A 23,232-nucleotide genomic window follows, 5' to 3' on the forward strand; every position below is an offset into this window, starting at 1 on the left:
TATCCGGCATTTGTGCATGGTGCGCTCTAGCGCCTCATGCAAGCACAGCCTGATGTTCACCCCCCTTCCGTAAAGCTCCAACATCCTGCACCAACCCAGATAATTCTTCAGGTAAGACGTCGCCACTCCGTGGAATCGCTCCATCCACTCCTTTAGCCTGTGGTGATATCCGTTCACATGTTGAGTGTGGTAGGCACCGGCTATCACTCGCTGTCTCACCCGGTTATGCAGCACTTGATGGCTCAGTCCCTGGCTGCGGGCAAAGCTCGCATACACCCCTGCGCCATCACTGCACAGCACCGCATCCTTGTCCACCAGCGGCGCCAGGACCGCCTTCACATGCTTGGCATCCAGCTGAGCTAGTTGGAAGTCGGCCAGATGATCTTCTCTGTCTTGCACCACGACGACCGGGATATAATCCGGTCCCGTTCCTCGGGTACGTCCTTTGCCACCCCGCAGCCTAACAGGTCGTGACCAGACAAACTGGCCTTTGAAGGACTCTAGGAAGAAGGTCTCGTCCACTTCCACAATCCCCCCTTCATGGTCGGCACGATGCTCCGCCATGGCGCGCAGAAAGCGATGGCGCCACAGGAAAGCTGTGTTCTTGCAGACTCCGCAGCGCCGGGCTGCTTCTCTGATGGTCAGCCCCTCGATGAGGGCCTGCGCATAGTCTTGCCAGCATTGGGATTTTCTCCGGCGTGCCAATGGCGTCTTGGTCAAGGTAGAGCAGGTCCGCAAGCATGGTTTGCAACGGTTGCGCATGACAATGGGACAAGTAGGGCATTAATAGGAGGGGGCAAGCTGAGTTGCTGCAACTCACGCCGAGCGATATGTCGTTGTCGAAGAGAGAGTTGTGGGAACAGGGTAAGGAGATGTTGGAAGGCTTGGGTGTCCATGATGGAGGCCCTCAAGGTGATGACTTACTCCAAGGCTAGCCTTCCAACACATAATTGGGACAGAGGCAAAAGAAAAGGGGACGGCATCTGCCGTCCCCTCAAGTCATTTCGTCCAGTCCATGAACTGCCATGCTCCCTGCAATCCTTGACTCTATCCTTTCCTTTGGAATTTCCCCTTCCCAATCCGTTGGGGTGTCCTGTGGCCTTCCTAGCCTGGCAATCGATCCTGATTGCTTCACCCTCTCCATCCTGGAGGTGTCCGTTACCACATCCCGTGGTGTTCCTTGCGTCTTCCTGACAGATAACCACCCTGGCTATCTCGCTTCATCCTGAAGCTGTTCCTGACCGCATCTTGCGGCGTCCTTTCGTCCTTGCGAGTGACTGTCCTTGCCACTCAGCCTCTTCCTGAGGTGTCCTGAGACCGCATCCTGCAGTTGTCCGGTCGATCCCTGTGATGACTATCCAAGTCATCGGCCTCATCCCGAGGTGTTCCTGATCCACGTCCTGTGGATTATTCCCTGTTTATGCGCCGTTCCTGCATCCTGCCGAACCGGCTCGTCCTTGTGAGACCCATAGTAAGGCAATCGTGTACATGTACAAGGCGGGCAAGGCGACAGGCGCAGGCCTCGGTGTGAATCATTCGTCCACCGACAAGCTTATTGCTTATTTATATCAATGACTTAGTTGGTTTCTTTTGAAAGTATACTATGCCCGGGATGGCTTTGCGTACGGTTCAACACTGAGGGGTCTTACAGGGGGAATGGCGGATCTCTCACAACCAAAAATCGGCAGGAAAACGATCGTACAGCAGCTTCAATCAGGGGTGTAAGAGTTCAAAATTATTTGAATATTTATGCTTTAAAAGTAGACAAAAGCCGAGATAAATCTCGGCTTTGTATTGTCTGCTGGTTTCTTTAGCTGACCCTTGTCCCAGGAGTCGGGTAGGCCTTGCGCAGTGATTCGGGAGCCAGCACTTCCAGATCGCCGCTCATGTTGTTCAGCCAGGAGCGGAACTCGGGCGTATCCTGCACTTCGGTCTCCACCACCACGCTGCGCTTGTCGTAGCGGGTCATGCGCGGATTGTGCCCAGGGATCTGCCCGTCGATCAGGGTAGGGCAGTTGGCATCGATACGGCCGACGAAGCGGATCGGGCCGCTGACGTCCTGATAACCCTGGTCGCGGATCAGCTTCTGGATGTTGAAATCCTTCGGCTGGGTCGCGCTGAAGTTGGTCAGCTCCACGTTCTTGATGTGATCGAACGGAATGCCATAGACCTTGGGATCCAGCTCGGACAGGGTGCAGAGCAGGATGGGGCCGTCGGACTGGTTCAGGATCCCGAGCGGGTTGATGCGGTCGTAGCAGAGCCACACGGTGCGCTCCTTGATGACGCGCTGGATCTCGGCGCTGAACTTGCGACCGCGCCAGAGGGCGTCGCGGATCAGGGTGCTGCGGCGGATTTCCGGGTTGCCGGCAAACGGACGCGGCGACTGATGCACGCTCTCCAGCCAGCGCTCGGCCAGTTCGCTCTGGCTGTCGCGGATCACCTGGCCGGCCTTGTCGACCAGCGGGTTCAATTCGGTCAGCACGCTCGCCGGCAGCAGTTGGCTCGCCTGATCGCTCCAGGTCTTCAGGGCCACTGCCAGAGAGAGCGGCATGATGTTGGCAAAATCGTTGAGGCCATGGCGCTCGAAGCACCAGCCATGGGGCTTGCTACGTTCATCAGAGGTGAGGTCGAACAGCCCCATGCCGGACATCTCTTCCAGGTCCCGTTGCACGGTACGGAGACTGACGTGAATGCCTTCCTCTTCCAGTTTTACCTGGAGCTGGCTGGCGGTCAGCTTGTAAGGGCGGTGCGGGATGCAACGCGCCAAGGTCAGTTGTCGTAACAGCTTCTTACTCATGGTGCATGCCTTCACTGGTTTAGCGTTGAGTGTATCCTAGCCATGGCCTGCGACAGTCTATGTCGCAAGTTTTGCTGCGACAACTGTCGCCATTTTCATACATAATTTCGTAAGATAATGATAAATAAAGTAAAAAATGAGATTTGAAGGTCTGTTTGGGGCTTTTTTTTGCTGAAATTAAGCCTCGGCAGGATTGTCGCCATCCTGATGGCAGAGGGGGGAATGGGGTCCGGAGCGTATCGAGAGGGGGAAATGCGGTGAGGCACCAGCCCTCACCGCCAGGGGTCATCAGGCCAGCCAGGACCAGGCAGACTTGGTGATGGCCGCACCTATCATGTAGCCGAATACCGCGATCGCGGCGATGCCAGCCACGAGTTTCTGGCCGCGGGCCGGCCGCTTGAGCGCCATGACGCCGAGACCTATGTAGACCACCAGGGCGATCAGCTTGCCCATCAGCCAGGGCTGCTGACCTGGGCTCATCTGCAGGGTCACCGCCAACAGGATCCCGAACAGCAACAGGAAGGTGTCGTTGACATGGGGCAGGATCTTCAGCCACTTCTGCTGCAACCGCTCGCTGCCGCCGAGCGCCAGGCTCCAGCGGTAGACGAACAGCAGCAGGCTGACCAGGGCCAGGGTCATGTGCAGGTGTTTGAGCATGGGGTAATAGGCAATCATATTGCTTCCTTGTCGTTGTCGGGCAGACCGCTGTTCCAGTTGTGGGCGTGGGTACGCTCCTGCCCTTCCTGATCGTCTTGCAGCAGGTCGGAGAGGATTTCGCGGTATTGCAGGCTCTTGTTGATATAGGTGTGTTCGTCGTCCAGGTAGTTGACCTGTTCCCGCAGCAGCCGGTTGTCATACTGCTTGAACATCTGGCCGGCCCGCCAGGCCTGGTTGGCCCGGAATCCCAGCTGCGTCAGGGCCTCGACCCCGAGATCCACCGCCGACCCCAGGGTTTCCCGGTACACGCTGTCGATCCCGTGGCGCAGGATCTCGTGGGCGTGGGGCCTGTCCTGGGCACGGGCCAGGATCCTGAGATGCGGGAAGTGTTTCTTCACCATCTCGATCACCGCGAGAGAGGTGGCCGGATCGTTGATGGAGAGCACCAGCAGCCTGGCCTTGTGGGCGCCGGCGGCGTGCAGCAGGTCGAGCCGGCTGGCATCGCCGTAGAATACCTGATAGCCGTACTTGCGCAGCATCTCGATCTGGCTGGCGTCCTGCTCGAGGATGGTGGTGCCGATGCCATGTCCGTGCAGCAGGCGCCCCACTATCTGACCGAAGCGGCCGAAGCCGGCGATGATGACAGGGTGTTCCACCAGTTCCGGCTGCTCGTGCTCCGGCTGGTCCTCCCGATTTCGATAGTCGAACCAGGGCTGGATCACCCGATCGTTCAGGATCAGCAAGAGCGGTGTCAGCGCCATGGAGAGCGCCACCACCAGGGTCAGCAGGGAGATGGTCTCCCCCGGCAGCACCTTGTTCTGGGCGGCGAACGAGAACAGCACGAAGGCGAATTCCCCCCCCTGGGCCAGGGCCAGGGCGAAGGTCCAGCGCTGGCTGGGGGAGATACGAATGATGAGGCCGAGCCCCATCAGCACTCCCCATTTCAATACCATCAGGCCAATCACCAGGGTCGGGATGAGCAGGGGATGGGCGGCAAACAGGCTGAAGTCGATGCCGGCCCCCACCGACATGAAGAAGAGGCCGAGCAGCAGCCCCTTGAACGGCTCTATGTCCGCCTCCAGCTCGTGGCGATATTCGCTGTCGGCCAGCACCACGCCGGCGAGGAAGGAGCCGAGGGCAGGGGAGAGGCCCACCGACTCCATCAGCACGGCGATGGCGATCACCAGCAGCAGGGCGGCGGCGACGAAGATCTCCCGCATGTGGGCCTCTGCGATGGCGCGGAACACGGGCCGCATCAGGTAGTGACCCCCCAGCACTATGCCGGCGATGGCAGCCACCACCAGCAGACCGTGTTGCCAGCCCGCCAGTTCGGGGCCGCCGCCGCTGGCCACGGGCGCGACGGCGAGCAGCGGCAGTATGGCCAGGATGGGGATGACGGCGATGTCCTGGAACAGCAGCACCGCAAAGCCGGATCTGCCGCTCTCGCTCTGCATCAGCCTGCGCTCCTGCAGGCTCTGCAGTACGATGGCGGTGGAGGAGAGCGCCAGAATGAGGCCGATAGCCAGCCCCTGCTGCCAGGGCAGGCCGATGAGGGAGGCGACCCCGGTCAGGGCGGCGCTGGTGAGCAGCACCTGCAGGCCGCCGGTGCCGAGGATGGGCCCCTTCAACTGCCAGAGCAGGGCAGGACGCAGCTCCAGGCCTACCAGAAACAGCATCAGCACCACCCCGAACTCGGCGAAGTGCATCACATCCTTCTGCTCCCCCACCAGGCCGAGCAGGAAGGGGCCAATGATGATGCCCGCCAGCAGGTAACCGAGCACCGATCCCAGCCCCCAGCGCTTGGCCAGCGGCACCGCGATCACCGCGGCAGAAAGATAGATCAGGGCGTCAAACAGCAATCCGTGTCCCATCAGTGACTCCTCCGCCCTCGTTGTCTCGTCTCGCTTCGTATCATGACAGTCCCTCCAGCAGATCCCGCAGATAGGCGCTGCCGGCGAGCTGAGCCGGCGTCAGCTGTTCGTCCCTCAGGGCACAGAGCAACTGGCGATAGTCCTGGCCGCAGCGGCGCAGCGCCTCCGGGTCACGGATCTTGTGAAAGGAGTGCAGCACGAAGGGTGGCAACCAGGTCATGCCGCACAGCTGTGCGGTCTGCTGGAACGGCAGCAGAAAGTCCAGCAGGGGACGCTGGTTGTAGCCGGCGCTGCAATAGGATTCGGGAGCCCCCCCCGTGGTGATGGCAGAGAGCCACTGCTTGCCGCTGAGGGCGTGGGCTTCCGGGCCGTAGGCGTAGCCGTACTCCAGCACCAGGTCCATCCACTCCTTCATGATGGCCGGGCAGGAGTACCAGTAGAAGGGGTGCTGGAAGACGATGATGTCGTGCTCCGACAGCAGGCCCTGCTCCCGCTTCACGTCGATGAACATGTCGGGGTAGTGGTGGTAGAGGTCGTGCAGCGTGATGCCGTCCAGGCCGGACAAGGCCTGCAACAGTTGCTTGTTGGCCCGGGAACTCTGCAGCGCCGGGTGCGAGAAGATAACCAGAATGCGTTTCATGGGGTTCCTGAAGAGGTCTAGTACCGGCAAAAAAGGTGCATTGAGCAGCGACGTTATCAAGAAGCACCCTGACCTGCCAGCATCGGGTGTGAATGACACCCTCACGGGGCATGGCGAGTCCCCGGCTGTGGCCGCGTCTGGTGGTCGATGGCCGTTATCTCGCGCGCTTTTGATCTCCCTCAGCTGGCGGGCTTGACCCTCCCCCAGGGCCAGGGGTTACCATGGGCCATCATTTCGTCAATGAGTCCTGTCATGGTCCTGACCCGTCGCCAACTCGCTCGCGCCCGCCGCTGGCTCCCCCTGTGGAGTCTGCTGATGGTGCTGATGTCGTTTGGCAGCCGGGCGGCCACCGATCTCTGTACCCTGACGCCCCATTGCAGCCAGAGCGAACGCATCCTGGAGAAGGCCATGCCCTGCGGCAGCTTCACCTCGGCGCTCGCCATGACGGTGCTCACCGCCGACAGCCTGACGGTGGCCCGGCTTGAGCCGGACTCCCCGGACTTCCTCTCCCCCTCCCTGTTCATGCCGGACGCGCCGTCCGAGCGACTGGAGCGTCCTCCCCGCCACCAAGGTTGAGTCGAGTTCCCCCGTTTTTTGGCATTTCTTCTTATCCGAGGTGAGTTATGTACAAGTCCCTGTTGCTGGCCGTGGTGGCCGGTACCCTCAGTTTTTCTGCTCTGGCAGCCGAGCAGATGACCGTCTACAAGTCCAAGTACTGCGGCTGCTGCAAGACCTGGATCAAGCACATGGAAGAGAACGGCTTCGCAGTCAAGGTCGTGGAAACCGAAGAGCCTGAACCGGTCAAGCAGCAGTACGGTATCACCCCGCAGCTGGCGTCCTGCCACACCGGGGTGGTGAACGGCTATGTGGTGGAGGGGCATGTACCCGCCGCCGACGTGCAGAAGCTGCTCAAGGAGAAGCCGGCGATCCGCGGCCTGACCATTCCGGGCATGCCCCAGAGTGCGCCGGGCATGGACATTCCGGGTCAGCCCTATGAGGTGCTGAGCATAGACAAGGAGGGCGCGACCAGGGTCTGGTCGAGCTATCCCGGCTGATGAAGGCTGGCCGTGAGCAGGCACGCTTCCATCATGTGAGGCACACCTGAGCGAGCCCGTGCCGCTCACGGTCAGGAAGGGGCCGCCATCGCGAGATGGCGGCCCTTTTTCGTCGATTTGGGGGGAAAGTCAGGGGATCGCTTGCAACCCCGGGCGACAAGGGGCAGATTGATCGCCAATTTATTTTCTCAGGGACAGTGCACCCTTTCGCCAGCCTGGTCACCGCATCGGCGGTACGGGTGGCGGCGTGTGCCGTCGATGTCTGGCGTTCCCCCGGGCCGCCAGCCCTGTTACTGCGCAGAGGATGCGACATGTTCACCTTTTCCCGAGGGTTGCTGCTGGCTTGCCTGCTGGTCGCCCCCTCTTCCCATGCCAATGAAGAGTCCACCATGCCTACAAGCGATACCTCCCTCCCGTCCGCCATTGTTCCCCCGGTGGCGGCCAAGCATCCCCATCCACTCAAGAAGCACGGGGACACGCGGGTCGACAACTACTACTGGTTGCGCGATGACGAGCGGCAGAAACCCGAGGTGCTGGACTATCTCAAGGCCGAAAACGCCTACACCGAGGCCATGCTCAAGCCGGCCAAGCCGCTGCGTGATCAGCTCTACCAGGAGATGGTGGCCCGCATTCCCCAGCAGGACGAGTCCGTTCCCTATGTGAAGAACGGCTACCGTTACCAGACCCGCTACGAGCCGGGCAAGGAGTACGCCATCTACTCCCGCAGCAAGGTGGAGGGGGACGAGGCGCCCAGCCTGCTGCTGGACGGCAACCAGCGGGCCGAGGGGCACGACTTCTATTCTCTGGGAGCCCTGGAGGTGAGCCGCAACAACCGCTGGCTGGCGGTGGCGGAGGACTTCCTCTCCCGCCGTCAATACAAGATCCAGTTCCTGGATCTGGAGAGCGGCAAATGGGCCGCCGACGTCCTCGAGAACACCTCGGGCAACCTGGTGTGGGCCAACGACAGCAAGACGGTGTTCTATGTGCGCAAGCACCCCCAGACTCTGCTGCCCTATCAGGTCTATCGCCACACCCTCGGCACGGATCCGGCCAAGGATCAGCTGGTCTACGAGGAGAAGGACGACAGCTTCTACGTCAGCCTCTACGCCACCACCTCGGAAGACTTCATCGTCATCGCCCTCTCCAGCACCACCACCAGCGAGGCGCGCCTCATCGACGCCAATGTGCCGGGTCAGACGCCGCGCCTGTTCCTGCCGCGCCAGGTGGACCACGAATACAGCCTGGATCACTACCGCGGCCGCTTCTACGTGCGCTCCAACAAGGACGGCAAGAACTTCGGCCTGTACGAGACCAGGGAGAGCCCGGTGGATCGCTGGAAGGCAGTGATCGCCCCCAATCCCGACGTGCTGCTGGAGAGCTACGCCCTGTTCAGGGACTGGCTGGTGCTGGAGGAGCGCAGCCAGGGGCTGACCCGGCTGCGTCAGGTCAACTGGCAGAGCGGCGAGCAGAAGGAGATCGCCTTCGACGACCCCGCCTACGTCACCTGGCTCGCCTACAACCCTGAGCCGGAGACGAGCGCCCTGCGCTATGGCTACTCCTCCATGACCACGCCGTCCTCCACCTATGAGCTCGACATGGACAGCGGCAAGCGCACCCTGCTCAAGCAGCAGCCGGTGGCGGGGTTCAAGGCGGACCAGTATGTCAGCGAGCGGCTCTGGATCGCCGCCCGCGACGGCGTCAAGGTGCCTGTCTCCCTGGTCTATCGCAAGGACAAGTTCAAGCAGGTCGGCCAGAATCCGCTGCTGGTCTATGGCTACGGCTCCTACGGCGCCAGCATGGATCCGGACTTCAGCAGCTCGCGCCTGAGCCTGCTGGATCGCGGCTTCGTCTACGCCATCGCCCACGTGCGGGGCGGCGAGGAGCTGGGCCGCGCCTGGTATGAAGACGGCAAGCTGCTGAAGAAGCAGAACAGCTTCCACGACTTCATCGACGTGACCGAGGCGCTGGTGGCCCGGGGCTATGGCGCCAGAGATCAGGTCTACGCCATGGGGGGCAGCGCCGGCGGCCTGCTGATGGGGGCCGTCATCAACCAGGCGCCCCAGCTCTACCGCGGCGTGGTGGCCCAGGTGCCCTTCGTCGACGTGGTCACCACCATGCTGGACGAGTCCATTCCCCTCACCACGGGCGAGTACGACGAGTGGGGCAACCCGAACCAGAAGCGCTACTACGACTACATGCTGGCCTACAGCCCCTACGATCAGGTCAAGGCCCAGGCCTACCCCAATCTGCTGGTCACCACAGGGCTGCACGACTCCCAGGTGCAGTACTGGGAGCCCGCCAAGTGGGTCGCCAAGCTGCGGGAGCTGAAGACGGACGACAACCTGCTGCTGCTCAGCACCGACATGGACGCCGGTCACGGCGGCAAGTCGGGGCGCTTCAAGGCCTATGAGGACATCGCCCTGGAGTTCGCCTTCATCCTGGAGCTGGCCGGCAGCAAGGCGTGACTGCCTGGGTCGGATGAAAACGATTTGTAACTAAGCCCCGATCGGGCCGCCGGCGAAGGCGGTCGATCGGGGTTTCTGCATCCAGGTGGCGGCGACGACATCGAGATGGTGTTTATGCTGGATATGGCCGTCATTTCGATAGAACACACCAGAATGGGAACCCTTGCCAGTCAAGGGTTACGAAAGAATCTGCCCACGTTTTTATTGCTTCCATTCGATGGCGCATCTAATTAATCTGCGGCAGAGAAATTGATGATCCGCTTCAAAATTCTCGCTATTTAAATCCACCATTTTGCTGTTTTGTTTGATTTATGTTGGCGCCATGTGCTTAATCGGGGGCGTTAACTCTTTTGAACTGGCCAGCCGTGGTCAGATCACCTCCGATCGGCATGACGCCGATTATCTCACCGCAGGATGATGGTGGCTGATGGCAGGGCGCTCGCCGCTCGACCATTTCCTCGTACGAGGCTGTACAGGCAGATCCGGTCTTGATGCGGGTCCGTCTCATATTCACCCGGGAATCGGGTGGGATAAATCAATGAAAAGGATGAAGAACATGAAAGGATTATCCTTGGCGTGCGCCCTGTCGGCTGCCCTGGTCGGTGTCTCTTTTGGTGGTCCGGTACAGGCGCAGGAGCGCTTCGTGACCATAGGCACCGGCGGTCAGACCGGCGTCTACTATGTGGCGGGCCAGTCCATCTGCCGCTTCCTCAACCGCGGCGCCGCCGATCACCAGATCAAGTGCAACGCACCGGCCAGTGGCGGTGGTGTGGCCAACGTCAACGGCATCCGCTCCGGTGAGTTCAACTTCGGCATCATGCAGTCCGACCACCAGTACAAGGCGATGAAGGGCGTAGAGCCGTTCAAGGCCGAAGGGGCCATGGACGACATCCGCGCCGTCTTCTCCCTGCAGAGCGAAGTGTTCACCATCCTGGCCCGCAAGGATGCCAAGGTCGCCGGCTTCGACGATCTCAAGGGCAAGCGCGTCAACATCGGCAACCCGGGTTCCGGCCAGCGGGACACCTTCGAAGAGATCATGGCCGTCAAGGGCTGGGACAAGTCCGCCTTCAGCCTGGTCTCCGAGCTCAAGCCCGCCGAGCAGGCCTCCGCCCTGGGTGACAACAACATCGACGCCATGAGCTACTTCGTCGGCCACCCGAACGGCGCCATCCAGGAAGCCTCCACCACCACGGACACCGTGCTGGTGCCGGTGACCGGCCCCGAGATCGACAAGCTGCTGGCCGAGAAGAGCTACTACAGCAAGGCCGAGATCCCCGGTGGCCTCTACAAGGGCAGCCCGAACCCGACCCCGTCCATCGGCGGCAAGGCGGTGCTCTCCACCAGCGCCAAGGCCGATCCGGAAGTGGTCTACCAGCTGGTCAAGTCCGTGTTCGACAACCTGGATCGCTTCAAGCGCCTGCACCCGGCCTTCGCCGACCTGAAGGAGGCCGACATGATCAAGGTGGGTCTCTCCGCCCCGCTGCATGAAGGCGCGGTCCGCTACTACAAGGAACGTGGCTGGATGTAATCCGGCTGCGGCTTCGGATGTGCCCCGGACTCGCTCCTCCTTAGGGGGAGCGAGTCCCGTTTATTGCAGCACCAACAGAGTCACACTATGCAGCAAACACAACAACAAGAGGCGCTCTCGGCCGAGGAGCTGATCGCCCAGGACGTGGGCGCCCGCCTGCCGGTCGGCGCAATGAGCTGGATCATCGCGGGCCTCGCGCTGGTCTGGTCCCTGTTCCAGCTCTGGATCGCCTCGCCACTGCCGTTCTCCCTCGGCGTCGGCGTGCTCAACGACACTGAAACCCGCTCGATCCACCTGGCCTTCGCCATCCTGCTCGCCTATCTGGTGTTCCCGGCTCTGCGCACCTCGCCGCGGGATCGGGTGCCCCTCGCCGACATCGCCCTCGGCCTCGTCGGCGCCGCCGTCGCCAGCTACCTGTTCGTCATGTATGACCAGCTGGCCCAGCGCCCCGGCAACCTGACCTCCATGGACTTCGCGGTCGCCTGCATCGGCATCCCGCTCCTGCTGGAAGCCGCCCGCCGAGCCCTGGGCCCGGCCCTGGCGGTCATCGCCATCGTCTTCCTGGCCTACAGCCTGGCCGGCCCCTGGATGCCCTCCCTGCTGGCCCACCGCGGGGTGAGCCTGCACGCCCTGGCGAATCACCAGTGGATCACCACCGAAGGGGTGTTCGGTATCGCCCTCGGGGTCTCCACCAGCTTCGTCTTCCTGTTCGTGCTGTTCGGTGCCCTGCTCGAGCGTGCGGGTGCCGGTCACTACTTCATCCAGCTCGCCTTCAGCCTGCTGGGTCACCTGCGCGGCGGCCCGGCCAAGGCGGCCGTGGTGGCCTCGGCCCTGACCGGGGTCATCTCCGGCTCGTCCATTGCCAACGTGGTCACCACGGGCACCTTCACCATCCCCATGATGAAACGGGTCGGCTTCTCCAAGGAGAAGGCCGGTGCGGTGGAAGTGGCCTCCTCGGTCAATGGCCAGATCATGCCCCCCGTCATGGGCGCCGCGGCCTTCCTGATGGTGGAGTACGTGGGCATTCCCTACGTGGAGATCATCAAGCACGCCTTCCTGCCGGCGGCCATCTCCTATATCGCGCTGCTCTACATCGTCCATCTGGAGGCGCTCAAGCTCGGCATGGAGCCCATCGGCAACCGCCAGCCGCGCCCCTGGCTGCGCCGCCTGACCGGCTTCGCCTTCGGTGCCGCCCTCATCAGCGGCCTCTCCATGGCGGTCTACTACGGCCTGGGCTGGCTCAAGCCGGTGCTGGGCGACCATGCCCTGCCGGGGATCAGCCTGCTGCTGGCCGTCGCCTATCTGGGGCTGCTCAAGATAGCCGCGAGCAACGCACCGCTGCCTGCCGAGGATCCGGACAAGCCCCTGGACGAGCTGCCCGAGACCCGCTCCGTGCTGCTCTCCGGCCTGCACTTCCTGCTGCCCGTGGTGGTACTGGTGTGGTGCCTGATGGTGGAGCGCCTCTCCCCCGGGCTGTCGGCCTTCTGGGGCTCGGTGATGCTCATCATCATACTGCTGACCCAGCGGCCGCTGCTGAACTGGCTGCGCACCGACGGCAAGCATGACTACGGCACCTTCACCGACGGCGTGGTGGACCTGCGCGAGGGGCTGATCGCCGGCGCCCGCAACATGATCGGCATCGGTATCGCCACCGCCACCGCCGGCATCATCGTCGGGGCCGTCTCCCAGACCGGCGTCGGCCTGGTGCTGGCGGATCTGGTGGAGTTCCTCTCCATGGGCAACCTGCTGCTCATGCTCATCCTCACCGCCCTGCTGAGCCTGATCCTCGGCATGGGGCTGCCGACCACCGCCAACTACATAGTGGTGTCGAGCCTGCTGGCGCCGGTGATCGTCACCCTGGGGCAGCAGAACGGCCTCATCGTGCCGCTCATCGCGGTGCACCTGTTCGTGTTCTACTTCGGCATCATGGCGGACGTGACCCCGCCGGTGGGGCTGGCCTCGTTCGCGGCGGCGGCCGTCTCCAAGGGCGATCCCATCAAGACCGGGATCACGGCGTTCTACTACAGCCTGCGCACCGCGGCGCTGCCCTTCCTGTTCATCTTCAACACCGATCTGCTGCTCATCAACGTGGACTTCGCCCACGGGGTGCTGATCTTCATCGTGGCCACGGTGGCCATGCTGATCTTCGCCGCCGCGACCCAGGGCTGGTTCCTGGTGAAGAGCCGCTGGTACGAGAGCCTGCTGCTGCTGCTGGTGGCCTTCACCCTGTTCCGCCCCGGCTTCTGGATGGATCTGCTGCACGATCCCTACCGTGACACGTCCCCGGCCGAGCTGGTGCAGACCATGGGTCAGGTGGAGGCCGAGAGCACCCTGCGCCTGCGCATGGAAGGGGAGGACGCGGTCGGCAAGCTGCGCCGCTTCACCGTGCTGCTGCCGGTGCCGGAGGGGGCGAGCGGCGAGGATCGCCTGGCCAAGCTGGGGATCCAGACCTATGAGCAGGACGGCAAGATCCTGATCGACACCGTCACCTTCGGCAGCCAGGCCGCCGATCTGGGGCTGGAGATGGATCAGCAGATCCTGAGCGTGAAGGCCCCCACCGAGCGCTGGCACAAGGAGCTGATGTGGCTGCCCGGCTTCCTGCTGTTCGGCGTCATCGTCTGGCTGCAACGCCGGCGGGCGGTGCGCCCCTGAGCCTCGACCATAAAAACGGCGCCTTCGGGCGCCGTTTTCAATGCTGGGGGGAGGTGATGCCGGCCGCCGCCTCTGCAGCAGACCACGGGCATACCGGGAGGGCTAGTTTGATTGAACCTGCTTCTGCTTTTGCAGCAGATCCAGGGTCTGCTGTTCCTGCGGGCTCAGGCCCAGCTGCTCGCAGGCTTGCTCAAAACTGATGCCAAGGTGGCACATCATGATGTCGATGGCGGGCAGGTAGTTGGTCATTGCGTCTTCCATGGTGATCCTCCGGAGCTGTCTCTTATGCCCGAGCCGTGCGGAGGGGGCAATTAGACTTTAGGCGTAGGGTGCCATCTGCTTCGCCCCCTGCCACTGCCCGGGGGAATTTGCTACTCTTGCGTGCACTAAAGAGGTTGCCGTCCGAGTGCGAGCAGCCGGTGAGGAGCAGGGCATGTTATTGAGTTTCTTGATCATCGCATCGGGCTGGTGGCACATCCGCGCGGCCTACGGCTCAGACCCTCGTCAGTTCTACATCAGCAAGCCGCTGACCATGCTGTTCATCATCGCCCTGGCATTCGGCTACCAGAGCGACGACCACAACGGCTCTCATGCCTGGATCCTGCTGGGCCTCTGCCTGTCGCTGGCCGGGGACGTGCTGCTGATGCTGCCAAGGGATCGTTTCATCCAGGGGCTGGCGGCATTTCTTGTCGCGCACCTCTGCTACATCGTCGGCTTCGCCCAGGGCCCCCTGGTGCTCAAGCTGGTGGACGGTCTGCTGCTGCTGGGGCTGGCCGGCATGGTGTTCGGCCTGCTGTGGAGCAAGCTCGGCGAGATGCGGATCCCCGTCTTCTGCTACATGCTGGTGATCATCGCCATGGCCTGGGTGGCCGCCGGTGCCTGGCACGCCTCCCTCACCGCCGGCAGCGCCGCCGCCCTGGTGGGGGCCCTGATGTTCCTCTTCTCCGACAGCATGCTGGCCCTCGACCGTTTCCGTCGCCCCTTCCCCCATGCCACGGCCTGGATCATGAGCAGCTACTTCGCCGCCCAGTTCCTGATCGCCGCTTCGCTGGCAGGCTGAGGGTGTCGGAGTTGTCTCCTCGCTGAGGGGGGTACAGACAAAAAACGGGCCCTTAGGCTCGTTTTGCTATTCCATTCTCACCGTTTTTCACGCCTCCAGCGGTTCTGCATCCGCCGTCCTGGGGGCCGGCTGCCTGAGCAGCAGCATCAAGGCGCTGGCGATGAGCAGGAAGATGCCCATCACGTAGAACACCTGGTTGTAGGCCATGATGGCGGCCTCCCGGTTGATGGTATTGGACAGCATGGCCCTGGCTTGCTGCTGCGCCAGCGCCGGATCCGAGCCCTGGGCCATCAGGTTCTGGGCCAGTTGCAGCAGGTAGCTCTGTCCCTCGATGCTGGTGGCGGCCAGGGTGCTGCCGATCTGGCTGACGTGGATCCGGGTGTCGTTGTCGATCTGGGTGGCGATGATGGCGATGCCGAAGGCGCCCCCCAGGTTGCGCAGCACGTTGAGCAATGTGGAGGAGGAGGGGACCTCGTCCGGCGTCAGGCTGGCGGTCGCCACCAGGGAGAGGGGCACCATGATGAAGGGTTGGCCCAGGGCGCGCACGATGAGGGACTGGATCAGCTGGGGCCCGGCGTAGTCGGCACTCATGTTGACGTTCATAAAGCAGCTGATGGCGAACACCAGGAAGCCGAAGCTCACCAGATAGCGCGGATCGATGCGGGTCACCAGCCTGGGCACCAGGGGCAGCACCAGCAGCTGGGGCAGTCCCATCCACATCAGCACCTCCCCTATCTCCAGGGCGTTGTAGTTGTGGATCTGGGTCATGTAGAGCGGCAGCACATAGATGGATCCCATCAACGCCATGCCGAGCACCAGGTAGGCGAAGCAGGCCAGGGCGAAGCGCGGGTTGTGCAGCAGCCGCAGGTTGACCAGGGGGTGGCGGCGCAGCAGCTGGCTGATGACGAAGAACACCAGCGCCACCACGGAGATGACGGTGAGCCGCACGATGAAGCTGGAGCCGAACCAGTCCTCTCTGTTGCCCTCTTCCAGCACCACCTCCAGCAGGCCCAGCCCCACCGCCATGGTGAGGATGCCGACCAGATCTACCCGCTTGATCACCTTCCAGTCCACCGGCTTCCTGTCCAGGCCGTGGGCCAGCATGGCCATCACCAGCAGGCCCGGCGGCACGTTCAGGTAGAAGATGTAGTGCCAGGACATCTGCTCGGTCAGCCAGCCGCCCAGGGTCGGGCCTATGGCGGGGGCGAAGGTGGCGCACAGGCCGAACAGCGCCATGCCGGTGGCCCGCTTGTGCAGCGGCAGCAGGCTGACGATGAGGGAGAAGGCCATGGGGATCAGGGCCCCGCCGGTGAAGCCCTGCAGCGCCCTAAAGACGATCATGCTGGTGAGGTTCCAGCTGAACGAGCAGAGCACGGAGGCGACGATGAAGGCCCCCGTGGTCCACAGCAGGTAGCGCCGCACGCTCAGCCCCCGGCTCAGCCAGCCGCTCAGCGGGATGGCGATCATCTCCGCCACCAGATAGGAGGTGGAGATCCAGGAGCTCTCGCTCAGGGTGGCCGAGAGGGCCCCCTGAATGTCCTTCAGGGAGGCGTTGGTGATCTGGATGTCGAGGATGGCCATGAAGGCGCCGATGAGGCCCCCCATGACCGCGATCCAGTTGCGGCGTGGAATGGGTTCCATCAGTGGGCGGCCACCACGGGATCAGGGGTGCGGGTATCCACTATCACCTCGGTGGAGAGGCCCGGCAGCAGCCTGCCCGCCAGGGGACCCGGCTCCAGGATGCGGATCTTGACCGGGACCCGCTGCACTATTTTGGTGAAGTTGCCGGTGGCGTTCTCCGGCGGCAGCAGGGCGAACTTGGCACCGGTGGCGGGAGCCAGGCTGTCGATGATCCCCTCGACCGGCTGATCCGGGTAGGCATCCAGGATCACCTCCACCTTCTGCCCCGGCTGCATATGCTGCAACTGGGTCTCCTTGAAATTCGCCTCGACCCAGACCTGGCTCAGGGGCACCAGGCTGGCCACCTGCATGCCGGACTGGACATAGAGCCCCTCCCGCAGGCTGCGCTTGCCGATGATGCCGTCGGCCGGGGCCCGCAGCTCTGTGTAGCCGAGCTCCAGCCTGGCCTGTTCGAGCTGGGCGGCGCTCAATGCCAGCCTGGCCTGGTTCTGCTTGGCTTCGGCGTCCAGCACCAGCAGCCGCTCGCGGGCGGCCTGCAGGGCGGCCCTGGCCTCCTGCTCCTGGGCCTGGCTGACCTGCAAGCCGGCCCGCACCTCGTCCAGGTTGTCCTGGGAGCTGTAGTGGCGCTCATTGAGCTGGCTGACGCGGCGCACCTGCTGCTGGGCCCGCACCTGTTCGGCATTGGCGGAGCTGACCCTGGCCTCGGCCTGGCGAATGAGGCTCAGCTGCTGGGTGCGGGTGGCGGCCAGGTTCTCCGCCGTCGCCTGGTTGAGGCGCAGGTCGGCCTCGGCCTCCGCGACCCGGGTCCTGTGCTCCCGGTCGTCGAGCCGGGCGATGAGCTGGCCCGCCTTCACCGCCTGGTTGTCGGTCACCAGCACCTCGCCGATGTAGCCGGACAGCTTGGAGCCGATGCCGGTCACCTCACTCTGCAGGTAGGCGTTGTCGGTGCTCTCGAAGTAACGGCCGTGCAGATACCAGTAGGCGGCGAACAGCATGCCCAGCAGTACCAGCAGCAGGGCGGCCAGCAGGGGGATCTTCTTGTGTTGACTCATGATATTGGGTTTCCTGAACTGTGGCGGGCAGGCTAACATCGCGAGACTGTTTCGATTAGTATCCATTCATGAGATATACAGTTTCACTGGTGAGACAATGGACTTGAACGCAGCCCTCATTCTCGTGCGCATCGTCGACAAGGGCTCCTTCACCGCCGCCGCCCAGGAGCTGGGCATGACCAAGGCCACGGTGAGCCGGCGCATCGCCGAGCTGGAGCAGCGTCTCGGCGTGCGGCTGCTCTACCGCTCCACCCGCCAGCTCACCCTGACCGAGGCGGGGGAGCAGTACTACCTGCGCTGCAGCAAGGCGGTGGAGGAGCTGGCCCAGGCCGAGCTGATGCTGAGCGCCAGCCAGCAGGAGGTGACCGGCACCCTCAAGCTGGCGGTCCCCATCGAGACGGGGCAGCTGGTGGTGGGCAGGCTGGTGGCGAACTTCCTGCAAGCCTATCCGGGGTTGCAGGTGGAGCTGGAGCTGACCAACCGCATCGTGGATCCCATCAGCGAGGGGCTGGACGCCATAGTGCGGGTCGGTGACATGAGCGACTCCAATCTGGCGGCACGGCGCCTGTGGAGCACGGAGCGGCTGCTGTGCGCCAGCCCGGCGTACCTGGCCCGCAGCCCGGCGATCGCCCACCCCGAAGATCTGGTACACCATGAGCGGGTGGCGGTGAGCAGCGGCTTCCTGGCGTCCCACTGGTGTTTCGAGCGGGACGATCGCGAGGTGCTGGTGGATCCGCCCTCCCGCTTCCAGGTCAACAACATCACCTGCGCCCGCGAGGCGGCGAAGGCGGGGCTGGGGCTGGCCTCCCTGCCCGCCATGCTGTGCCATGATGAGCTGGCGAGCGGTGCTCTGGTGTCGCTGCTGCCGGATTGGCAGCAACCCAGGGTGCCCATCTACCTGCTGTTTCCGGAGCGGCGGCTGATGCCGCGCAAGTTGAGGGCATTCATCGATTTTCTGGTGGCCAACGGCCCCGAGTATGGCATCGACAAGCTGTTGTGAGCGGCGCCGGGGGCGGGCACAGTGGATCACATGCCATGGAGCCAGCCGCTCCTGGACGGCCCGGGCGGGAGCGGTGCGAGACGGGCATTGCGAGGAGGGCATGAAGGGATCCATGGATTGACTTGTGTCGAGCCTCCCATTCCCTGGAGGCGCACGCCCTGGAATGAGGGTAGCGCTGGCGGCACTGACAAGCGGTTTCGAGGACAACGTATGGATCAGTGGATTAACTTGTATCGCGCCTCTCACTCATTGGAGGCGCACGCCCTGAAAGGGGCCCTGGAGGTCGAGGGCGTCAGGGTGCGGCTCAGCGGGGAGGGGCTCAGTGGTGCGCTGGGGGAGCTGCCGGTGGATCTGCTGCAGGTCACCCTGATGGTGTGCGAGCAGGATCGCCTGCGGGCGGGCCGGATCATCGAGCGCTACCAGCAGCGTCAGGGGAACGGCTGGCTATGCGGCCAGTGCGGGGAGGAGAACGGCGCCAACTTCGACATCTGCTGGCGCTGCCATCACGATCCCCACGAGCACTGATCGCGGCCGCATCTCAACGCAGGGTGAAGTCGATGTCATCTCCCGCGTGGGCATCGTGATAGGTGGCGAGATCCAGCTCCTTCTCGCTGCGGGCGATGAGCACGGAGACCAGGATGTCGCCGGAGACGTTGACCGTGGTGCGCGCCATGTCGAGGATCCGGTCGATGCCCGCAATGAGGGCCACCCCTTCCAGCGGCAGTCCCACCGCGGTCAGGGTCAGGGTCAGCAGCATCAGCCCGGTGCCGGGTGTGCCCGCCGTGCCTATGCTGGCCAGGGTGGCGATGCTGATGATGGTCAGGTAGTCCACCAGGTGCAGATCCACCCCGAACGCCTGGGCCACGAACAGGGCGGTCACCCCCTGATAGAGAGCGGTGCCGTCCATGTTGATGGTGGCGCCGATGGGCAGCACCTTGGCGGTGATGGCGGGGGAGACCCCGAGCCTGCGCTCGGCGCAGGCCAGGCTGATGGGCAGGGTGCTGCTGCTTGAGCTGCTGGTGAAGGCCACCGCCTGGGCGTCGAGGATGCTCTTGAAGTAGTGCAGCGGGTTGAGGCGGGCCAGCAGGAGCAGCAGGCTGCTGTAGACGCCGAGCAGGTGCAGCAGGCAGCCGAGGTAGACGGCGCCGATCACCTTGAGCAGCGGCAGCAGCAGGCTGACCCCGTATTTGCCGGTCATCCAGGCCATCAGGGCGCAGACGCCATAGGGGGCCAGGGCCATCACCATCTGGGTCAGCTTGAACATCCCCTCCGCCAGGGAGGTGAAGAACAGGATGGCGGGGCGACCGCGCCGCCCGGTGGCGTTGAGGGCCAGGGCGAGGGCCACGGCGAATACGATCACCTGCAGTATCTTGCCGTCCACCATGGCCTGCATCGGGTTGCGCGGCACCAGGTGGCTCAGCACGCTGGCCAGGGTCGGCTGCTCCGCCAGGGCGCCCCGTTCATAGGGATCCATATTGGCACCCATGCCCGGCTCCAGCAGCCAGCCCATCATCAGGCCGATGCAGATGGCGACGGCGGTGGAGCAGAGATAGAGGGTGATGGCCTTGCCGGCGATCCGATCCAGGGTCTTGCCCTTGAGCAGCGAGGTGAGACCGGCGATGACAGAGCAGAAGATGAGGGGCACCATCAGCATCTGTATGGTGTTCACGAACAGAAGGCCGATGGGCTTGAGCAGGAGCGCCAGCTCGTTGAAGCCGAGCCCGATCCCTATCCCGATCAGCATGCCGAGCAGGGTCTTCAACCAGAGCGGGCGGCGGGTCCAGATCCGCCAGGGCTTGAAGACCAATCCATGGAACAGCATGACGCCAATGTCCTTATTTTCTGTCTGCGATGGCAAAAAGGGGCGCTAGTGTAGCCGTCCCCCCGTCAGGTTGCCACATTATCGACAAAGCGGCGCACAGGGCCACCCCGGGGACACGAAAAAAGGTGTTTTGTTGGCTTGCATCAAGATCGGGCGCCGGGCTTTTGGCTTTAATGGGCATCTGACATGATGATTAAGAGGTTTGCAATGACTCAATCGGTACACGGTCACGACGTGATGGAGATGATGCTGGCGCAGGGCGGCCAGTTTACCCGGGCCAGCCTCAAGCAGGCCATCGATGATCGCTTCGGGGCGGATGCCCGTTTCCACACCTGCAGCGCCAGCGAGATGGATGCCGAGGCCCTGATCGACTTCCTGGCCAGGCGCGGCAAGTTCATCGAATCCGACGAGGGCTTCCAGACCCGCGCCGACAAGATCTGCAACCACGGTTGATTCCCGACGGCGAGCGCTGCCGGGTGCTCGCCGAATCCCGCCACCTTTGTTATATTCGCCCTCTTTTCCCTCTTCTGTTGAAGGCGTTGCCTGGGCGTTGTATGGACACTTTTTCCGCTGCCGTCATGCTGTTTCTGATCATGGATCCCCTGGGGAACCTGCCGGTCTTCCTCTCGATCCTGCGCCACGTCGATCCCAAGCGGCGGCGCAAGGTGATGATCCGCGAGCTGCTGTTCTCCTTGGGTATCATGATGGGCTTCCTGTTCGCCGGTCAGCAGATCCTGAGCTTCCTCAACCTGCGCCAGGAGGCGGTCAGCATCGCCGGCGGCATCATACTCTTCCTCATCGCCATCAAGATGATCTTCCCGACTCCCGGCGGCGTGACCGGGTTGGCGGCGGGGGAGGAGCCCTTCCTGGTGCCCATGGCCATCCCCATGATCGCGGGCCCCTCCATCCTGGCCTCCCTGCTGCTGCTGGCGAACCAGGAGCCGACCCGGATGGTGGACTGGTCCCTGGCGCTGCTGATGGCCTGGGGCGCCAGCGCCGTGATCCTGATGTTCTACGAGCTGTTCAACAAGCTGCTGGGTGAGCGAGGACTAACCGCGGTGGAGCGGCTGATGGGCATGCTGCTGGTGATGATCTCGGTGCAGATGCTGCTGGACGGCGTGCACCACTATCTGGCGGTGACGGGTCAGAACTGACGGGGCGGCATGCTGAACTCAAGGTGAAACGGGGCTCCTGGAGCCCCGTTTTTTTGCGCGTCAGGCGGCAGCGGCCGGGCCATCCGCCGAGGTTTCCAGCTTGCCCATGATGAGGGCGAGCAGGGTCTCTCGCAGCCAGCGGTGTCCGGGATCCTCCTCGTGACGCTGATGCCAGATGAGCAGGTGGGAGATGCTGTCCAGGGCGATGGGCAGTGGCAGCGGCACCAGGGGGTAGACCTGGGTGGCGTGGCGGGCATAGAGGCGGGAGAGGGTCACTATCATGTCCGAGTGCATGCCCATGCGCAGCGCCGCCTCGAAGGAGGGGACGGTCGCCTCGATCCGGCGATAGAGATCCTGCTCCGCCAGCTTGTGATCCAGCATCCAGCGATCTCGCCCCTCGCAGTAGGTCTGCACGTGGGGATAGGCCAGGTAGCGGGCGAGATCCCACTCGGGGTCGCGCAGGGCCGGGTGATCCCGCTGTACCAGGCAGGTGAGGTCATCGATGGCGAGCAGTCGCTGGCAGATGGCGTTGGGCAGGGTATCCAGCCTGAAATCCGAGTTGATGCAGTTCTCCCGCACCGTGAAGGCGATGTCCACCTGACCCTGGCTCATCTCGGTCAGGCTGTGCTCCGTCCACTCCTCGTAACGCAGCCGGATCCCCGGCGCCTGGCGCTTGAGCTCGCTCAGGTAGAGCGGCGCGAACAGGGTGAAGGCGCTGTCCATGCTGGCGATGACGAACTCCCGCTCGGTGCTGGCGGGATCGAAGTCCGGCGGCTGGATCAGGTTGTCCAGCGACAGCAGTATGGGCTGCAACTGTTGCTGCAGATCCAGGGCGCGCGGGGTGGGATCCATCCCGTAGGCGGAGCGGACGAACAGGGGGTCGTCGAAGGTCTCCCGCAGCCGGCCCAGGGCCTTGCTGACGGCGGACTGGCTCAGGTGGAGGCGGCGAGCGGCCCGGCTGCCGTTGCGCTCCTCCAGCAAGACTTGCAGGATAATCAACAAATTAAGGTCTATGCGGCCAAGCTGTTCCAGCAACATGATATGAATCCTCTTCAATTCTTAGATGAATTTATACCATTTGTTTTCATATCTTGGCGATCCTATGCTCGACGGGTCTCTCGCCCTGGTGGCGGCTGGTACAGGATGTAGCGGTTGAGGGGACAAGTAGCACCGACTCATACGGCGGCCCCTGGTCGCCGTATTTTTTTATGATTGATTCGTAAACTTGCACCTGGCTTGATTTCGCCCAACAATCGATACGCTTTCTTTTGATACAACCTCAGGGTATCTATCAGTCAGGAGTATCCCCATGGGACTGGGTGGCATTCATATCTGGCATCTGCTGATCTTGCTCGTGGTCGTCGTCGTGGTGTTTGGCAGCAAACGCCTGGCCGGCGCCGGTGAGGATCTGGGCACCGCCATCAGGGATTTTCGCAACGCCTTGCGCGACGACGAACATCCGAACAAGTAGGAGTGAAGTATGTCTGTTGACGAGAAAGTGGAATTGAACGAGACCTGCGACAGCTGCGGCTGTTTCGCCGAGATCGGCACCATCATAGGCGAGGGTGATGACGTGATGGAGCTGGTGATCGAGGCGGCGACCGAAGCCGCTGCCCGCGACAAGCTGGCGGCCTACGAGGCGCTGGCCCAGCAGGTCACCGCCGAGGCCAGGAGCAGCAGCGAGCTGAGCCAGGGCCCCGACGGCGTGATCCTGAAGGCCCGCCTGCAATTCACCTGCACCGCCGAGAAGCTGATCTTCGAGATGCGTGCCCGCTCTATCTGAGCCCTTGATGAGACGGCAGGTCTGCCTGCCGTCTTGCTTTGCCCCTCGCCTTCTC

At 63.2% G+C, this 23,232-nt stretch carries 21 protein-coding genes and 1 pseudogene; 12 read left to right on the top strand and 10 right to left on the bottom strand.

Annotated elements, in window-relative coordinates:
• From BN1132_RS06440 to kefF, 5 genes and pseudogenes are all read right to left on the bottom strand, one after another.
• Positions 1-896 (bottom strand): annotated as a pseudogene (locus BN1132_RS06440) (IS1595 family transposase); the annotation flags it as partial.
• Positions 897-1,810: 914 nt separating this feature from the next.
• A complete protein-coding gene (locus tag BN1132_RS06445) occupies positions 1,811-2,797 on the bottom strand; it encodes a helix-turn-helix transcriptional regulator (protein ID WP_042076108.1) in 987 nt (328 codons plus the stop codon).
• Positions 2,798-3,085: 288 nt separating this feature from the next.
• Positions 3,086-3,472 (bottom strand): SirB2 family protein, encoded by a 387-nt coding sequence (locus BN1132_RS06450; RefSeq protein WP_042076111.1) that lies wholly within the window; start codon positions 3,470-3,472, stop codon positions 3,086-3,088.
• Positions 3,469-5,325: a monovalent cation:proton antiporter-2 (CPA2) family protein gene (locus tag BN1132_RS06455; RefSeq protein WP_042076112.1), complete on the bottom strand. Its 1,857-nt coding sequence runs from the start codon at positions 5,323-5,325 to the stop codon at positions 3,469-3,471. The genes BN1132_RS06450 and BN1132_RS06455 overlap by 4 nt, the downstream gene beginning before the upstream one ends.
• A 40-nt stretch (positions 5,326-5,365) precedes the next feature.
• Positions 5,366-5,965 carry a glutathione-regulated potassium-efflux system oxidoreductase KefF gene (gene kefF / locus BN1132_RS06460; protein ID WP_042076115.1) on the bottom strand — a complete coding sequence of 200 codons (600 nt, stop codon included), beginning with the start codon at positions 5,963-5,965 and terminating at the stop codon, positions 5,366-5,368.
• Between the two features lie 252 nt (positions 5,966-6,217).
• On the opposite strand from kefF, the gene BN1132_RS06465 reads away from it, so the two are divergent.
• From BN1132_RS06465 to BN1132_RS06485, 5 genes are all read left to right on the top strand, one after another.
• The gene (locus tag BN1132_RS06465) at positions 6,218-6,541 is read left to right on the top strand and encodes a hypothetical protein (RefSeq protein ID WP_042076116.1); all 324 of its coding nucleotides are present in this window, start codon (positions 6,218-6,220) and stop codon (positions 6,539-6,541) included.
• Between the two features lie 47 nt (positions 6,542-6,588).
• Positions 6,589-7,020: a DUF411 domain-containing protein gene (locus BN1132_RS06470; protein ID WP_042076118.1), complete on the top strand. Its 432-nt coding sequence runs from the start codon at positions 6,589-6,591 to the stop codon at positions 7,018-7,020.
• 311 nt (positions 7,021-7,331) lie between these two features.
• Positions 7,332-9,485, top strand: coding sequence for a S9 family peptidase (locus BN1132_RS06475; protein WP_042076119.1), 2,154 nt, complete (start codon positions 7,332-7,334; stop codon positions 9,483-9,485).
• Between the two features lie 556 nt (positions 9,486-10,041).
• Positions 10,042-11,013 carry a TAXI family TRAP transporter solute-binding subunit gene (locus BN1132_RS06480; protein WP_042076184.1) on the top strand — a complete coding sequence of 324 codons (972 nt, stop codon included), beginning with the start codon at positions 10,042-10,044 and terminating at the stop codon, positions 11,011-11,013.
• Between the two features lie 87 nt (positions 11,014-11,100).
• Positions 11,101-13,665 carry a TRAP transporter permease gene (locus BN1132_RS06485; protein ID WP_042076121.1) on the top strand — a complete coding sequence of 855 codons (2,565 nt, stop codon included), beginning with the start codon at positions 11,101-11,103 and terminating at the stop codon, positions 13,663-13,665.
• Positions 13,666-13,767: 102 nt separating this feature from the next.
• Here the strand turns inward: BN1132_RS06485 and BN1132_RS19405 are convergent, their stop codons facing one another.
• Positions 13,768-13,926, bottom strand: a complete 159-nt coding sequence (locus tag BN1132_RS19405; RefSeq protein WP_084202639.1) for a hypothetical protein — start codon at positions 13,924-13,926, stop codon at positions 13,768-13,770.
• Between the two features lie 172 nt (positions 13,927-14,098).
• Here BN1132_RS19405 and BN1132_RS06490 point away from each other — a divergent pair, with 172 nt between their 5' ends.
• Positions 14,099-14,725 (top strand): lysoplasmalogenase, encoded by a 627-nt coding sequence (locus tag BN1132_RS06490; protein ID WP_042076122.1) that lies wholly within the window; start codon positions 14,099-14,101, stop codon positions 14,723-14,725.
• Between the two features lie 87 nt (positions 14,726-14,812).
• Here the strand turns inward: BN1132_RS06490 and BN1132_RS06495 are convergent, their stop codons facing one another.
• Positions 14,813-16,366, bottom strand: a complete 1,554-nt coding sequence (locus tag BN1132_RS06495; protein WP_042076124.1) for a DHA2 family efflux MFS transporter permease subunit — start codon at positions 16,364-16,366, stop codon at positions 14,813-14,815.
• Positions 16,366-17,418, bottom strand: a complete 1,053-nt coding sequence (locus tag BN1132_RS06500) for an HlyD family secretion protein (RefSeq protein WP_042076125.1) — start codon at positions 17,416-17,418, stop codon at positions 16,366-16,368. The genes BN1132_RS06495 and BN1132_RS06500 overlap by 1 nt, the downstream gene beginning before the upstream one ends.
• A gap of 97 nt (positions 17,419-17,515) precedes the next feature.
• On the opposite strand from BN1132_RS06500, the gene BN1132_RS06505 reads away from it, so the two are divergent.
• Together BN1132_RS06505 and BN1132_RS06510 are read left to right on the top strand one after the other, a co-directional pair.
• Positions 17,516-18,418 (top strand): LysR family transcriptional regulator, encoded by a 903-nt coding sequence (locus tag BN1132_RS06505; RefSeq protein ID WP_042076128.1) that lies wholly within the window; start codon positions 17,516-17,518, stop codon positions 18,416-18,418.
• Between the two features lie 210 nt (positions 18,419-18,628).
• Positions 18,629-18,943: a putative signal transducing protein gene (locus BN1132_RS06510; RefSeq protein ID WP_042076131.1), complete on the top strand. Its 315-nt coding sequence runs from the start codon at positions 18,629-18,631 to the stop codon at positions 18,941-18,943.
• Between the two features lie 13 nt (positions 18,944-18,956).
• Here the strand turns inward: BN1132_RS06510 and BN1132_RS06515 are convergent, their stop codons facing one another.
• The gene (locus BN1132_RS06515) at positions 18,957-20,240 is read right to left on the bottom strand and encodes a dicarboxylate/amino acid:cation symporter (protein ID WP_042076134.1); all 1,284 of its coding nucleotides are present in this window, start codon (positions 20,238-20,240) and stop codon (positions 18,957-18,959) included.
• Positions 20,241-20,447: 207 nt separating this feature from the next.
• Between BN1132_RS06515 and BN1132_RS06520 the strand changes: the two genes are divergently transcribed.
• Both BN1132_RS06520 and BN1132_RS06525 read left to right on the top strand, forming a co-directional pair.
• Positions 20,448-20,693: a YecH family metal-binding protein gene (locus tag BN1132_RS06520; RefSeq protein WP_042076135.1), complete on the top strand. Its 246-nt coding sequence runs from the start codon at positions 20,448-20,450 to the stop codon at positions 20,691-20,693.
• A 101-nt stretch (positions 20,694-20,794) separates the two neighbouring features.
• Entirely contained in the window at positions 20,795-21,394 is a 600-nt protein-coding gene (locus BN1132_RS06525; RefSeq protein ID WP_042076137.1) for a YhgN family NAAT transporter, read from the top strand.
• Positions 21,395-21,454: 60 nt separating this feature from the next.
• Here the strand turns inward: BN1132_RS06525 and BN1132_RS06530 are convergent, their stop codons facing one another.
• Positions 21,455-22,432 (bottom strand): LysR substrate-binding domain-containing protein, encoded by a 978-nt coding sequence (locus BN1132_RS06530; protein WP_042076139.1) that lies wholly within the window; start codon positions 22,430-22,432, stop codon positions 21,455-21,457.
• Positions 22,433-22,703: 271 nt separating this feature from the next.
• On the opposite strand from BN1132_RS06530, the gene tatA reads away from it, so the two are divergent.
• Both tatA and BN1132_RS06540 read left to right on the top strand, forming a co-directional pair.
• On the top strand, positions 22,704-22,865 hold the full coding sequence (gene tatA / locus BN1132_RS06535; RefSeq protein ID WP_042076141.1) for a twin-arginine translocase TatA/TatE family subunit: 162 nt from the start codon (positions 22,704-22,706) through the stop codon (positions 22,863-22,865).
• Between the two features lie 9 nt (positions 22,866-22,874).
• Positions 22,875-23,177 (top strand): YfcZ/YiiS family protein, encoded by a 303-nt coding sequence (locus BN1132_RS06540; RefSeq protein WP_042076144.1) that lies wholly within the window; start codon positions 22,875-22,877, stop codon positions 23,175-23,177.
• Positions 23,178-23,232: the final 55 nt, after the last annotated feature.

Origin of the sequence: Aeromonas sanarellii (assembly GCF_000820085.1) — a bacterium.
Classification (GTDB): domain Bacteria; phylum Pseudomonadota; class Gammaproteobacteria; order Enterobacterales; family Aeromonadaceae; genus Aeromonas; species Aeromonas sanarellii.

Coding starts and splice junctions, on each gene's coding strand:
- BN1132_RS06530 (WP_042076139.1), bottom strand. CDS start 22,432: ATGTTGCTGGAACAGCTTGGCCGCATAGACCTTAATTTGTTGATTATC.
- BN1132_RS06500 (WP_042076125.1), bottom strand. CDS start 17,418: ATGAGTCAACACAAGAAGATCCCCCTGCTGGCCGCCCTGCTGCTGGTA.
- BN1132_RS06540 (WP_042076144.1), top strand. CDS start 22,875: ATGTCTGTTGACGAGAAAGTGGAATTGAACGAGACCTGCGACAGCTGC.
- BN1132_RS06490 (WP_042076122.1), top strand. CDS start 14,099: ATGTTATTGAGTTTCTTGATCATCGCATCGGGCTGGTGGCACATCCGC.
- BN1132_RS06455 (WP_042076112.1), bottom strand. CDS start 5,325: ATGGGACACGGATTGCTGTTTGACGCCCTGATCTATCTTTCTGCCGCG.
- BN1132_RS06505 (WP_042076128.1), top strand. CDS start 17,516: ATGGACTTGAACGCAGCCCTCATTCTCGTGCGCATCGTCGACAAGGGC.
- BN1132_RS06520 (WP_042076135.1), top strand. CDS start 20,448: ATGACTCAATCGGTACACGGTCACGACGTGATGGAGATGATGCTGGCG.
- tatA (WP_042076141.1), top strand. CDS start 22,704: ATGGGACTGGGTGGCATTCATATCTGGCATCTGCTGATCTTGCTCGTG.
- BN1132_RS06450 (WP_042076111.1), bottom strand. CDS start 3,472: ATGATTGCCTATTACCCCATGCTCAAACACCTGCACATGACCCTGGCC.
- BN1132_RS06465 (WP_042076116.1), top strand. CDS start 6,218: ATGGTCCTGACCCGTCGCCAACTCGCTCGCGCCCGCCGCTGGCTCCCC.
- BN1132_RS06485 (WP_042076121.1), top strand. CDS start 11,101: ATGCAGCAAACACAACAACAAGAGGCGCTCTCGGCCGAGGAGCTGATC.
- BN1132_RS19405 (WP_084202639.1), bottom strand. CDS start 13,926: ATGGAAGACGCAATGACCAACTACCTGCCCGCCATCGACATCATGATG.
- BN1132_RS06525 (WP_042076137.1), top strand. CDS start 20,795: ATGGACACTTTTTCCGCTGCCGTCATGCTGTTTCTGATCATGGATCCC.
- BN1132_RS06470 (WP_042076118.1), top strand. CDS start 6,589: ATGTACAAGTCCCTGTTGCTGGCCGTGGTGGCCGGTACCCTCAGTTTT.
- kefF (WP_042076115.1), bottom strand. CDS start 5,965: ATGAAACGCATTCTGGTTATCTTCTCGCACCCGGCGCTGCAGAGTTCC.
- BN1132_RS06475 (WP_042076119.1), top strand. CDS start 7,332: ATGTTCACCTTTTCCCGAGGGTTGCTGCTGGCTTGCCTGCTGGTCGCC.
- BN1132_RS06510 (WP_042076131.1), top strand. CDS start 18,629: ATGGATCAGTGGATTAACTTGTATCGCGCCTCTCACTCATTGGAGGCG.
- BN1132_RS06480 (WP_042076184.1), top strand. CDS start 10,042: ATGAAAGGATTATCCTTGGCGTGCGCCCTGTCGGCTGCCCTGGTCGGT.
- BN1132_RS06515 (WP_042076134.1), bottom strand. CDS start 20,240: ATGCTGTTCCATGGATTGGTCTTCAAGCCCTGGCGGATCTGGACCCGC.
- BN1132_RS06495 (WP_042076124.1), bottom strand. CDS start 16,366: ATGGAACCCATTCCACGCCGCAACTGGATCGCGGTCATGGGGGGCCTC.
- BN1132_RS06445 (WP_042076108.1), bottom strand. CDS start 2,797: ATGAGTAAGAAGCTGTTACGACAACTGACCTTGGCGCGTTGCATCCCG.